This window comes from Micromonospora humi (genome assembly GCF_900090105.1).
In the GTDB taxonomy this organism is placed as follows: Bacteria; Actinomycetota; Actinomycetes; order Mycobacteriales; family Micromonosporaceae; genus Micromonospora; species Micromonospora humi.
Window position 1 is genome coordinate 1 of the sequence record NZ_FMDM01000021.1, and the last position, 12,852, is coordinate 12,852.

A 12,852-nucleotide genomic window follows, 5' to 3' on the forward strand; every position below is an offset into this window, starting at 1 on the left:
TCCCACAGCCTGGTCCACGAGGTACGCCCCGGCGAACTGCTGCACCTCGGCGCGCCGCACGACTCCGGGCTGGAACTGACCCACGCCGGCGACCTGCTGCTGGTCGCCGGCGGCACCGGCCTGGCACCGCTGCGCGCCCTGACCGAGCAGGTCGCCGCCGCACCCGAGGGCCGGCGGGTCACCCTGATCGTCGGCACCCGCACCTTCACCGACCTGTACGACGCGATCGCGCTGGACACACTCCAACAGGCCCACGACTGGCTGCGCATCGTGCCCGCGTTCTCCGCCGACCCCGAAGCCCCACCCGCCGAGCAAGGCACCGCCATCGCCCTGGCCACCTACCACCACCGACCCGGGCAACACGTGCACGCCTGCGGCCCACCCGCCATGCTCGCCGCCGCCCGACGGTGGCTGAGCACCGCCGACGTGCCCGCCGACCACCAGCACCTACCCACCATCGGACAGCGGTGATGGCCGTCTACCGCAGCCGCCACGCCCTCACCGGACCACTCACCCCCGGCCGCATCGACGCCATCCGCCTGCCACTGACGTCACGACTACGACGCGGCTACCGCACCGAGGACGTCGACGCCATCCTGCACCGCCTCGCCCACGAACTCGCCGAACGATCCCACCAACTCCACCTGGCGCACGACGAGAACCGCCGGATCAAGACCGCGCTGCGCGACTGGCAGTCGGCGGAGGCGGCCGCAGCCGCGCGACGCGTGTGCTCCGCATAGTCGGGGTGGCGCCCCCGGTCAGCGACCCTGGTCGAGGAAGGCGAGCGTGACGGCGGCGAACAGCGGCGAGTCGTGGATGTCGTAGTGGCTCAGGCCGGGCAGGATCGCCAGCGCGTGCCCACCCGCCGGGCGACCCTCGCCGGCCCAACCGCCGTCGCGCAGCCCGCCGTCGAGCAGCGTGAACACCTCGACGTAGTGGCTCGGCGGGGCCATGTCGGCGTCGGCGGCCATCACCAGCGTCGGCACCCGCAGGCCCCGGACCTGCTCGCTGAAGTCGAAGTCCACCCGCATCGCCTCGCCGATCTTGTCGAGCAGCCGGGGGAAGTCCTCCGGACGTGGCGCCACCCGCTGGTACAGCTCGTACATCGGGGTCTCCTTCATGAATTCGGCCGCCGCACCGTTGACCTGGCCCTGCTGCGCCAGCATCTCCGGGTAGATGGCGTCGCGGCGGATGTTGGCCGACGCGGAGACCAACCGGCCCACCTTCTCCGGGTGCCGGAACGCCACGTGCATCGCCACCCCGCCGCCGAGGGAGAAACCGACCAGGTCCGGCCGGTCCAGGCCGAGGTGGTCGATGAGCGCGGCGATGTCGTCGGCCATCAGCGCGACGTCGAGCGGCCGGTCGATGTCGGCGGTGCGGCCGTGCCCCTGGAGGTCGACCAGGATCACCTGGTGCTCGGCGGCCAGGACAGGCAGGATCGGCGCGAACATCTCGCCCGAGCCGAGCCCGCCGTGCAGCAGGATCATCGGCCGTCCGGCGCCGTGCGTCTCGACGTAGAGGCGGATGCCGTTCACGTCGGCGTACTGCCCGGGGGCGTTGGTCTCAACGGTGGTCATCGGGTGCTCCTTCGGTGTTCCGTGGTGACGAACCATGGACCGGGCGGGCGCGGCGAACTCATCGGTGCGCGCCGGGTGCTCGCGTTCGCGCAGCATGTGGTCTAGTTTCGAACAGGTGAGCGAGGTGGCGAGCGTCCCCGTGGAGACGCAACTCGAGGCATACCGACCGGAGTTGACCGGCTACTGCTACCGGATGCTGGGCTCGGCGTTCGAGGCCGAGGACGCGGTGCAGGACACGTTCGTCCGGGCCTGGCGCAACTTCGACCGCTTCGAGGGGCGGTCCGCGCTGCGGACCTGGCTCTACCGGATCGCGACGAACGTCTGCCTGAACATGACCGCCAGCGCGCAACGCCGGGTCCGCCCGATGGACCTCGGCCCCGCCGGCAGCGGCACCGCGACGCATCCCGGTGAGCCGCGCCCGGAACAGATCTGGCTCGGCCCGGTGCCGGACGACCGGGTGCTGGCCTCGGCCGGTGACCCGGCCGAGGTGGTCGCCGGGCGGGAATCCGTCCGGCTGGCGTTCGTCGCCGCGTTGCAGCACCTTCCGCCGAAGCAGCGGGCCGTGCTCATCCTGCGCGAGGTGCTGGCCTGGTCGGCCCAGGAGGTCGCCGAGCTGCTCGACACGTCGGTGGCGAGCGTGAACAGCGCGCTGCAACGAGCCCGGGCCACCATCGCGTCCGCCGACACCGGCGCCGAGGTGCGCCGCCCGCTCGACGAGGAGCAGCAGGCGCTGCTGGCCCGCTACGTGCGCGCGTTCGAGGAATACGACCTGACGGCGCTCACCGCGCTGCTGCACGAGGACGCGACGCTGTCGATGCCGCCGGTGCCGCTGTGGATGCGCGGTCCCGACGACATCGTGGCCTGGATGACCGGCACCGGCAGCGGCTGCCGCGGCTCCCGCCTGGTGCCGGTCGCCGCCAACGGCATGCCGGCGTTCGGGCAGTACCGGCGCGACCCCGACTCAGGGCACGTGCCCTGGTCGCTGATCGTGATCGGGCTCTCCGGCGGCCGGATCACCTCGCTCAACCACTTCCTCGACACCGACCGCCTGTTCCCGCTCTTCGGGCTGCCGGACCGGCTCGAGGAGGGTGTCGGCCAGCCCGAGCAGGCCGGCCAGATCGCCTAGGTCCACTGTCGCGCCCCGGATCTCCAGCCGCCACCCGAACCGCCGGGCGGTCAGCCGGAGCCGGGCCAGGGTCTCGACCGTGACCAGGTCCGGCCGGGTCACGGCGGACACGTCGCAGACCACCACCCCCCGGTCGCGGCCCCGCAGCGCCCCGGCCAGCTCGGCACAGCGGACCGCGATGTCCGCGCGGGTCGGCGTCGGACCGGCCAGCCGGAGCACGAGGGTGGTCACGCCGATAAGACCGGCGTACGGCCCCGTACTCATCGCTCTCGTGGAAGGCGAGGACCATGACGACGTACGCCCCGGTGGGGTTGCCGCGCTGGGACCCGCAGGTCGGTCCGGACGCCCTGCCGGCGGAGATCGCCGACTGGGCGACCTCTACCGCGATGCGTGACCTGGTGGAGTGCTTCGGCGAGAGGTGGCCGACCGGCGACGTGCTCGACGGGCTGGTCGAGATCTCGGCCCGGCACTGGGACTTCCGCCGCGGCGGCGAACGCGCCACCGCGCTGCGCCGGGAGTTCCCGGCCCACGTGACCGAGCGGGTACGCGCGGCGGCCGGCGCGCTCGGCCTGCGCCACCGCGACACGCCGAGCCGGGACCGGTACGACCACGTCCTCATCCACGGCGGCCTGTTCCGCAGCTGCCTGCTCCGGGCCCGGTACGCGGCCACGCTGCTCGACCGGCACCTCACCGGCGGAACCGTGTGCGGCCTGGGCAGCGTCCGGCCGACCTCCGAACCGGAGCGGGCCCTGGCGGCGGAACGGGGCGCGGACGACTGCCCCACCGAGTTCGCCGCCATGGACTTCGCGGTCCGGTCGGCGTTCACCGGCCTGCGCCGGCTGCCCGGCGACCCGTCCCTGCGCCACGACTACGAGACGCCCGACGGCCGGCGCCTGAGCGTGCTGGCGGCGCCCTCCTCCGACCCGACCCGGCGCGCCAACACCGCCGACACCTGCGCGTACTGGGCCGGATCGCGGTCGACACCGGTGGCGGGGGAGCGCGTCCTGCTGGTCACCACCGAGCACTTCGTGCCGTTCCAACAGGCCGACGCGATCCGGACGCTGGGCATCCCGTACGGGTGCGCGGTGGAAACCGTCGGCCTCGACCCGGCGGCGGCCCCGGACGCGCGCCTGCGGGCGCCACTGGCCACCGTCGAGTACCTCCAGGAGATCCGCTCGGCGATCCGCTCCATGCGGCTGCTCCGCGATGTAAGGAGGGGCCCCCGCTTAACGCATTCTGCATAGGAGGGGGCCCCTGTTAACAACCGGCGGTGCCTGGATCGGCGGGTCGGTGCGTGTTCGGGCCAGCCGGGGCCGGTAGCGCGCGTCGACAGCGGATGCGGGGCCGTCACCGCCGACCCGGGCCCGGCGGATCGGGACGCCGGCGGGGCTGTCGTAGAGGCGGACGCCCCCGCCGGGCAGGATCGGCGCGACGCGCAGGTCGATCTCGTCGAGCAAGCCCCGCTGGAGCGGTTGCCGGCCGATGCTCGACGAACACACCTCGACGCTCTCGCCGTCGGCATCCTCCGGTTCCGGGTGTGCACGAAGGCCCGCCCCTGCCAGGCGCCGCCGTACGGGCGGTGGTGGTCCGGGGCGGCGTCGCACGCGCTGCGGTCGGCCAGCACCGCGCCGGTCGTCGCGACGTACTCGTCGAGCAGAGCCGGGCGCACCGTGCGGCCGGTCGTCCACTCCATCTCGTGGTGCGGGCCGGCCACGAAGCCGTCGTCCAACGTACGGTGAAGTGCCAGAGCACGCTGCCCGCAGCGGTCTGCGGCTCGGTCACTGCCGCCGTCCTCGATTGCCTGCGGGCCGTCGGCGCAATTTCCTCCGGTCATCTTGCCGAACGCAGTTACATCGACGTTAACTGCTATACCAATCATCGGTGCACGGCTATATGATCCGCGGTAGCTCCGCCCGACGCCTCACGAAACAGCAGCTCCAGCACGCCTCAGACCGCCCGCCGCGCCAGGTGCACCGCAATGGTGGACGGTCCGACCGGCCGCGCCGAAATTGGCTCGGAAATTGCCGGGCGCTGCGTCAGCCTGCCGGAAGGGTGGGAACGGATGACGACGGTCCCGTCCTTGGTCATCGGCATCGCGACAACGGCCACCGAGCGCCGGCAGCTCGCCCAGCTGCTCGGCGGCACCGAGGCATTCCTGATCGTCTCCAGTGCCCACCAGGCCCGCCGGTTCCTCGACCTGGTCCGCCGGCCGGGCAGCCGGGCACCCATGACCCCGACCGCCGCGCCGACGACCACGACGGACGGGCCCGTTCTCGCGGGCGCCGAGCCCGAGCGGTCGCCTTCCGGCGCGGTCCCGGTGGACGCTGACGTGGTCCCGGTGGACGCCAGCGCTGTTCCGTTGGGCGCCGGCTTCGCCCCGGTCGATGTCGGCGTGGTCCCGGTGGGTGCTGGCGTGGTTCCGGTGGGCGCCGGTGTGGTCCCGGTGGGCGCCGGCGCTGTTCCGGTGGGTGCTGGCGTGGTTCCGGTGGGCGCCGGCGCGGTCCGGGTGGATGCCGACGCGGTCCCGGCGCGTGCCGGGAGCGGGCGCCTGGTTGACGTCGTCGCCGCCGGATCGTCTGGTCCGTCCGCACCGGAGCTGGCCGTCGACTCCGACCGGCGAGTGTTGCGCTGGCGTGAACGGGAGGTCGGGTTGACCCCGCTGGAGCACGACCTGCTGGTCTGTCTCACCGGCACCCCGGGTCAGGTGTGGACGTACGCCCGGCTGCACCGCGCGGTCTGGGGCAACGACCACCTCGGCCGACGCTCCGACATGCACTCGGTGGTCCGCCGCCTTCGACACAAGCTGGGTCGCCTGGACGCCGCCGCCACGATCCACGCCGTCCGAGGCGTCGGCTTCCGCCTGGCCCCCTCCTGACCCACCCTCGCCCTCACCCTCACCCTCGCGCTCGCCCTCGCGCCGGCCGCAGCGCGCGATCAAGGAGTTCGTGTCGCCACCCGGCCCCTCGCGCGACACAAACTCCTTGATCACCGCATCGGGGTGGGTGGGGGCGTCGGCCGGCTCGTCCCAGGTGATCATGAAGTTAGCGGGCGACAAATCGGGCGCCGGGGGCGGCTAACTTCATGATCGATTGATTTCGCCCCGTGTGGGTGCGCCGATCTTGCAGATTGGGCCCGTGGAAGATGGCTTATGTCCGCTTCGTCGGGGCAGAAAGTGCAAGATCGCCGGGCCGAGCCGGGCCGAGCCGGGCCGGGCCGAGCCGGGCCGGGCCGAGCCGCGCCGCGCCGGGCCGAGCCGCGCCGGGTCGCGCCGGGTCGCGCCGAGCCGGGCCGGGTCGCGCCGGGCCGGGGTGGGCCGGGCCGAGCCGCGCCGGGTCGCGCCGCGCCGAGCCGGACCGGGGTGGGCCGGGTCGCGCCGGGCCCGGGTCGCGCCGGGCCGGGGTGGGCGGGTGGGGGGTGGGGGCGGGGAGCGGCCCGCCCGGTGGGGTGCACCGGGCGGGCCGGACCTGTCGGGCCGCTGGGTCAGCAGCGGGTGGGGGAGAGGGTGAAGTCCTCCACGGTGGGCGTGGACGAGTTGATCTTCGTCTGGCGCGTCTGGGGCTTCCAGCCGTCCTTGGCGACGATCAACGTGAGCGGGTTGTTGCGCCGGTCCATCCAGTAGGCGTACTTGCCGTCGGCGTCCGTGGTGAACGTGTAGGAGTTCGCCCAGGAGTCGACCTGGACCGTCGCGCCCGGCAGCGGAGCGGTGCCGCCCTGGCAGCTCCGGCCGGTGACCGTCCCGGAGAGCTTGCCCCAGGTGGTCGGCGGCTGCGCGATCAAGGTGACCGCCACCGGTGCCACCGTGTACGGGGTGTTCTCCTTGATGACGACCGACGCCGAGTAGGTGCCCGGCTGGTCCACGTTCGCGGTCATGCCGACCGTGACCGTGACCTTCTCACCCGGTGCCAGCGTGACCTTCGACTTGTCGACGGTCAGCCAGCTGACGTCGGCCGAGCCCTCGGCGCACTCGGCGAAGCCGGGCAGGACCTCACTGTCCTTGGTGGCCGTGAAGCCGCCCGACGAGCCGCCGACCTTGTAGAACCCGCAGGCCGCGCCGCCCCGGTAGCGGGGCGCGTTGGCGTTGGGCAGGTTGGCCCAGGAGTTGGTCGCCGGGTCGTACGCGAAGCCGGCGTTGGTGATGGCGCCGCCCTGCGACCCGCCGACGACCAGCAGCTTGCCGTTCGCCACCGCGTACGAGGAGGCCCAGTTGTCGGCCGGCGCGTCCGGGATGGCGGTCCAGGCGTTGGCGCCCGGGTCGAAGGCGTAACCCGACTTCTGCGAGTTGGTGCCGTCGTTGCCGCCGGTGCAGTAGACGGTGCCGTCGATCCCGCCGCAGGACAGGAACGCCACCGACTTCGGGTAGGCCGGCAGGGTCTCCCAGGTGTTCGCCCCCGGGTCGTACCGGACCACGGTGTTGGACATGGGCAGGCAGTTGGCCGTGGTGCAGCCGCCGATCGCGTACAGCTTGCCGCCGGCGACCGCCTGCCCGGCGGCCGCCCGTGGCGCCGGGTTGGCCGCCTTCGCCGTCCAAGTGTTGGCCCCCGGGTCGTACGACCAGGTGGCGGCGTCCGGCCCGGAGGCGCCCCAACCGCCGGTGACGATGATCTTGCCGTCGACGACGCCGGCCGTCACGGCGTTGCGGGCGCCGGGCAGGTCGGCGATGGCGGACCAGGTCTGCGCGACCGGGTCGTACCGGTAGTTCTTCGCGCTGGACGTGGTGCCGTCGCCGCCGGCGATCGAATAGACCTTGCCGTCGACGTTGACGACCCGGTTGTCCATCACGTTCACCGGGTAGCCGGGGATGGCGGTCCACGGGTCCGCCTGCGGCGCGGCCGACGCCACCGAGGTGGACGACTTGCCGGACGAGCGGGCCGCGAACGACGTCCCCGCGGTCAGCCGCTGCGCCGGCGCGCCGGTCGAGCCGAGCAGCGCCTGCTCGGACAGCTGGGAGCCGTCCGCGCGTTGCAGCACGAACCCGCCGTCACGCTCGGAGAACTCGACGTCGACCGGCGCCCCGCCGGTGTTGGTCACCGTGAACGTCCTGCTGACCTTGCCGCTGGGCATCCGGGCCGTGCCGGTCAGCGATGTCGGCTGCACCGACAGCCGGCCGGCGGCCAGTTGGAAGGTGGCCGTGGTGGCCCAGTCGGTCTCGACGTCCACCTGCTTGGTCTGGCTGACGTAGTTGCCGGCGCTGGCCGTGAACGGGTGCGTGCCGGTCAGCGACGAGAACATCCAGTAGAAGCCGTCGGGCAACTCGGTGTCGTCCGGGGTGGCGACCGTGGTGGCCTTCTCCGCCGGGCGGTCCTTGCTGGTCACCGTGGCGCCGTTGACGTAGCCGTTGTCGTTCTTGTCGCGCACGTGGCCGAGCACCAGGCCGCCGTCGACCGGCTTGCAGACGAGCTTGCTGCCGATCAGCACGTTGTCGAGCTCCCACCACCACTCCCAGCTGGCGTCGTAGTAGTGGAAGCGCACCCGCACCTGCGACTGGTTCGCCGCCTGCGGGATCGGCACCTCGGTCACCTTGGTGCGCACGTCGGCGGCCTGCCGGAGCACGTTGCTCCAGGTGGTGCCGCCGTCGAGGCTCAGGTCGACGTCCGCCCGGTCGCTGTTCAGCCAGTTGTAGTCCTGGTTGAACCGGATCACCGGGGCACTCACCCCGGTCAGGTCGACCACCGGGCTGACCAGGGAGGTGTCCTGCCGGCCGCCGCTGCCGTAGTTGTCGCTGTCGATGATGGCGAAGTTGCCGCTGCCGCCGGTCAGGTTCCCGCGCTCGCCCTTGTCGTCGAACTCCCAGACCTGCCCGGTGCCGGCGTTGTCCACCACGGACCAGCCGTCCGGCACGCCGGTGCCGTCGAACGTCTCGTACACGCCGTCGGAGCTGGTGGTGTAGCCGGGCGCGGTGGTGCACGCCTCCGGGTTCGCCGGCACCGCGATGTTCGCGGTCAGGTTGCCGGCGCCGACCGTGACCTCCTTGGTGACGGTCAGGTAGCCGGCGTACTGTGGCTCGACCTTGAGCCGGTAGGTCGCCCCGGCCGGCACCTTCAGGCTGTAGCGGCCGGTGGCGGGCGTGGTGTAGTCGGAGATCGGCGTGCCCTCGACGCTGACCTTCGCGTACAGCGGCCAGCCGTGGCCGGAGCCGTCGGTGACCTGCCCGCTGACCGTGACGCTCGGCACCGCGGTGAGCGTGACGTCGAGCGTGGTGGTGGTGTTCTTGGTGACGGTCGCGGTCAGCGTGCGGCTCGCGTACCCGAAGGCGGAGACGACGACCTGGTAGTCGCCGGCGGGCAGCAGCGAGGAGTACGTGCCGTCGGCGCCGGTGGTCAGCGTCCGGTCCGCCGCGCCGGTCAGGGCGACCGTCGCGCCGGCGATCGGCGCGCCGGACGCGTCGGTGACCTTGCCGGCGAGGGTGCCGTTGTCGCCGATCGGGGCGGCGGCGACCAGCGCGAGCGCGTCGAGGCGGCCCTCGCCGTAGACGTTGTTGTCGTCGGCGGTGCCGCCGCACTGCGTGTCGGCCTTGTCCACCGCCGTGTCGTTCAGCAGCGCGCGGGTCGCCGTGACGTCGCCGACCAGGGTGGGCGCCGCCGACCAGAGCAGCGCGATCGCGCCGGCCAGGTGCGGCGCCGCCATCGAGGTGCCGCTGATGCTGGCGTACGAGTTGTTCGGCACGCTGGAGCGCACGTTCACACCGGGCGCCGAGATGTTCGGCTTGATCTCGCCGCTCTGCCCGGTGCCCCGGGACGAGAAGCTGGCGATGTTGTTGTTGATGTCGTACGCGCCGGCCGAGTAGTTGCTGGCCAGGCTGCCCGGTGAGCCACTGGTCTGGCAGGACGGGCCGTTGTTGCCGTTGGACCAGACCCCGAAGATGCCGGAGGCGGTCCAGGCGTTGGTGACGTCCTCCATGAACGGCTCGTTGGACGGCTGCGTGGTGCCCCACGAGTTGTTGATGATGTTGGGGCGTTTGCTGGCGTCCGGGTTCTGCCCGTTCAGGTCGGTGGGCTCCAGCATCCACTGCCCGGAGGAGATCAGCGCGGCGTCGGTCGGGCAGCACCCGTTCGCGGCGATCCACTTGACCTCGGGGGCGACGCCGATCTGGTTGGCGCCGTCCGAGCCGGCCATGGTGCCCATGGTGTGGGTGCCGTGCCCGTCGGAGTCGCACGGCGCGGTGGCGCACTCGCCGGCCGCGTCGTACCAGTTGTAGTTGTGGTCGAAGGTGCCGTCGCCGTTGTTGCCCCGGTAGGAGTTCACCAGCGCCGGGTGGTCGAACTGCACCCCGCTGTCGATGCTGGCCACGGTGATGCCGGCGCCCTTGACGCCGTACTGGGACCAGACGTCGTCGGCGTTGATGTTGGCGATGCCCCACTCCAGGGCGTTCGTCGACTTCTCGTTGGTGCCGGGGGTGGTCTCCGGCAGCTTGTAGTCGACCGGTGCGTAGATGCCGTCCACCTCGGCGTGGGCGGCGAAGTTCTGCGCCATGGTCAGCGAACCGCCACTGACCTTGATGGCGTTGGTGGCCCAGAACGTCTGGTATTTCGTACCCGAGCGGTCCAGCTCGGCGCGGATCTTCGCCTGGCTGTCGGCCGCGGTCTTCTTCAACGTCGCGGCGACCGCGGCGCCCCGCTGGTCCCAGTCCTTGACCGCGGTGGCCTTGCCCAGGTCGGCCCGATCGGCGAAGTGGATCCAGAAGTCGCCCTCGCTCTTGCCCTGGAGCTGGCGGGTGACCTCGGGGCGGATCTTGTCACCGGCCGCCGCGCCGGTGCCGGTGCCGGCCTGCGCGGGAGCGCCGGTGGCGGCCAGCGCGGTCGCGGCGAGGACCAGTGCGGCGCCCGCGCTCACCAGCCGTCGGGCCGGGCCCCTTCCGTGTGGACGTCTCAGCATCGGTGCTGCCTCCTCCAGAATGACCCGCGGATGATCGAGCCATGACGGAAGGGCCAGGAGCACGCGCTCCCGACTGGTCACACCGGTTTGAAACGAACCCCCCAGGCCCCCTAGGCGCCGTGCGGGTCTACGCCGGTCACCTGTGTGGACACTATGATCGACACCAAAGGGCTATCAATGACCGTACGTGAGCAACTTGTCACCAACAGGTTTACCGATCGAGGGCCCGGTTGACAGTCATTGTCACGGTGGGGGCGCGGTGACAGACGACCACACGAATACCACCTCCGCCGGCACCGACCCGGCGGAGCATCCCTTCTCGCTCGTGATCGGCGTGACGCCGTCCCCGGCCGAGCGGCTGCGGCTCACCGAGCTGCTGGACGGCGTGGCACCGCTGTTGCTGGTGGCCGACCTGGACGAGCTACGCGAGCTGATCGCCCCCGCGGAGGACGTCAGGCGGGGGCCCCCGCCGGACATCCCCGGGCCGCCACCCGACGGCGCGCTGGTGATCGACGCGGCCCGGTCCACCGCCCGCTGGGGCGACCGGGAGGTCGTCCTCACCCGGCTGGAACGCGACCTGCTCACCTGCCTGACCACCGAGCCGGTACGGGTGTGGAGCTACGCCGAACTGCACCACGCGGTCTGGCACGACGCGCCGACCCGGCGCCGCGCCGACGTGCAGTCCCTGGTCAAGCGGCTGCGTCGCAAGCTCCACGAGCTGGGCACCGGGGTCACTGTCGTCGCCGTACGCGGCGTCGGGCTGCGGCTGACCGACCACCGCCGCCCCAGCGTGCGCGGCGGCTGACGGCCGGAGAGGGAAAGATGGTGGACATGTCACGCTGGCGTTGGCTCCTGGCGGACCAGCTGGGTCCCCACTTCCTCGACGACGACGCGCAACGCGTCCTGCTGGTGGAGACCCGGTCGCTGTTCGCCCACCGGCCGCTGCACCGGCAGAAGGCGCACCTGACCCTGTCCGCGTTGCGGCACCGGGCCGCGGAACTCGGCGACCGGGCGCGCCTGATCCGCGCCGACACCTTCCGCGAGGCGCTCACCGCCCTCGGCGAGCCGGTCGAGGTGGTGCACCCGTCGTCGCGGGCGGCGCTCGCGTTCGCCCGTACCGTCGACGGGCTGACCGTGCTGCCGCCGCGCGGTTTCGTCACCGACCGGGCCGACTTCGCGGCCTGGGCCGACCGGCGGCGCGGCCAGCTCCGGATGGCCGACTTCTACCGGTACGCGCGCGGCCGGCACGGCGTGCTGCGGGACCTGCCCGCCCCGGGTCGCCGGCCCCGCCACCGCCCGCCGGCCGAGGCGCCGCCACCGCCGCCGGTCGTCGAGGACGACATCGACGCGCAGGTGCGCCGCGACCTGGACCGCTGGCAGGCCGAGGGGATCCGCTTCGTCGGCCGGGACGCCCCGCGCCGCTACCCGGCCACGCACGCCGAGGCGCGGGCCCGGCTCGCCCACTTCCTCGACCACCGGCTCCCGGCGTACGCCGACACCGACGGCGCGCTCGGCGACGGCCTACTCGCGCACAGCGTGCTGTCGTCCTCGTTCAACCTCGGCCTGCTCCACCCCGAACCGGCGATCCGGGCCGCCGAGCGCGCCGGCCGCACCGGCGCCGCGCCGGCGGCGGCGGTGCACCGGTTCGTGCGCGGCCTGTTCGGCTGGCGCGAGTTCCTGTGGCAGCTCTACTGGTACTTCGAGCCGCGCTACCGGGGCACCGGCTGGCTCGGCGCCACCCGGCCGCTGCCCGAGTGGTTCGACCGGCTCGACGCGGACGCGGTGGAGGCGCGCTGCCTCGCCGACGTGCTCGCCGGCGTGCGCGACACCGGCTGGGCGCACCAGACCGCCCGGCTGACCGTGCTCGGCAACTACGGCCTGCAACGCGGCTGGCGCCCCGCCGAGCTGGCCGACTGGTTCCGGCGCAGCTTCGTCGACGGCACCGACTGGGTCATGAACGCCACCGTCATCGGCATGAGCCAGTACGCCGACCTGGCCCGCATCGACACCCACCCGTGGGCGTTCGACGGCGCGCACCTGGACCGGATCGGCGCGCCCTGCGGCGGCTGCCGCTACGTGCCGAAGGAGACGCTCGGCGACGACGCGTGCCCGTACACCGGGGGTTTCGAGGCGTTCCTGCACCGCAACCGGGAGCGCCTCGCCGGCGACCCACGGCTCGCCACCGAACTGGCCGAACTGGCCGAGCACGCCGACCCGCAGCGCCGCGACGCGGTGCTGGCCCAGGAGGAGAAGCGCGGCGACGAGGCGCCCTGAGCG

At 72.8% G+C, this 12,852-nt stretch carries 9 protein-coding genes and 1 pseudogene; 7 read left to right on the forward strand and 3 right to left on the reverse strand.

The features are described 5' to 3' along the window. Positions 1-471, forward strand: a 471-nt coding sequence (locus GA0070213_RS28465; protein WP_483819064.1) for a ferredoxin reductase domain-containing protein, incomplete at its 5' end; no start/stop codon positions are given. Next, positions 468-740: a DivIVA domain-containing protein gene (locus tag GA0070213_RS28470; RefSeq protein ID WP_425412873.1), complete on the forward strand. Its 273-nt coding sequence runs from the start codon at positions 468-470 to the stop codon at positions 738-740. The genes GA0070213_RS28465 and GA0070213_RS28470, both read left to right, overlap by 4 nt. A gap of 18 nt (positions 741-758) precedes the next feature. Here GA0070213_RS28470 and GA0070213_RS28475 read toward each other — a convergent pair whose 3' ends face one another. Beyond that, positions 759-1,577 (reverse strand): alpha/beta fold hydrolase, encoded by an 819-nt coding sequence (locus GA0070213_RS28475; protein WP_091071541.1) that lies wholly within the window; start codon positions 1,575-1,577, stop codon positions 759-761. A gap of 94 nt (positions 1,578-1,671) precedes the next feature. Here GA0070213_RS28475 and GA0070213_RS28480 point away from each other — a divergent pair, with 94 nt between their 5' ends. After that, a complete protein-coding gene (locus GA0070213_RS28480) occupies positions 1,672-2,703 on the forward strand; it encodes a sigma-70 family RNA polymerase sigma factor (protein ID WP_091071410.1) in 1,032 nt (343 codons plus the stop codon). Positions 2,704-2,733: 30 nt separating this feature from the next. On the opposite strand, the pseudogene GA0070213_RS32840 reads toward GA0070213_RS28480, so the two are convergent. Then, positions 2,734-2,967: pseudogene (locus tag GA0070213_RS32840) on the reverse strand (hypothetical protein); the annotation flags it as partial. Between the two features lie 23 nt (positions 2,968-2,990). On the opposite strand from GA0070213_RS32840, the gene GA0070213_RS28490 reads away from it, so the two are divergent. Together GA0070213_RS28490 and GA0070213_RS32380 are read left to right on the forward strand one after the other, a co-directional pair. After that, positions 2,991-3,947 (forward strand): hypothetical protein, encoded by a 957-nt coding sequence (locus GA0070213_RS28490; protein ID WP_091071413.1) that lies wholly within the window; start codon positions 2,991-2,993, stop codon positions 3,945-3,947. 818 nt (positions 3,948-4,765) lie between these two features. Beyond that, entirely contained in the window at positions 4,766-5,578 is an 813-nt protein-coding gene (locus GA0070213_RS32380) for a winged helix-turn-helix domain-containing protein (RefSeq protein ID WP_245716596.1), read from the forward strand. Between the two features lie 605 nt (positions 5,579-6,183). Here the strand turns inward: GA0070213_RS32380 and GA0070213_RS28510 are convergent. Next, on the reverse strand, positions 6,184-10,575 hold the full coding sequence (locus GA0070213_RS28510; protein ID WP_091071415.1) for a S8 family serine peptidase: 4,392 nt from the start codon (positions 10,573-10,575) through the stop codon (positions 6,184-6,186). Between the two features lie 259 nt (positions 10,576-10,834). On the opposite strand from GA0070213_RS28510, the gene GA0070213_RS28515 reads away from it, so the two are divergent. Continuing rightward, the gene (locus tag GA0070213_RS28515) at positions 10,835-11,380 is read left to right on the forward strand and encodes a winged helix-turn-helix domain-containing protein (RefSeq protein WP_091071417.1); all 546 of its coding nucleotides are present in this window, start codon (positions 10,835-10,837) and stop codon (positions 11,378-11,380) included. A gap of 26 nt (positions 11,381-11,406) precedes the next feature. Continuing rightward, on the forward strand, positions 11,407-12,849 hold the full coding sequence (locus tag GA0070213_RS28520) for a cryptochrome/photolyase family protein (RefSeq protein WP_091071543.1): 1,443 nt from the start codon (positions 11,407-11,409) through the stop codon (positions 12,847-12,849). The last annotated feature ends 3 nt before the right edge of the window (positions 12,850-12,852 follow it).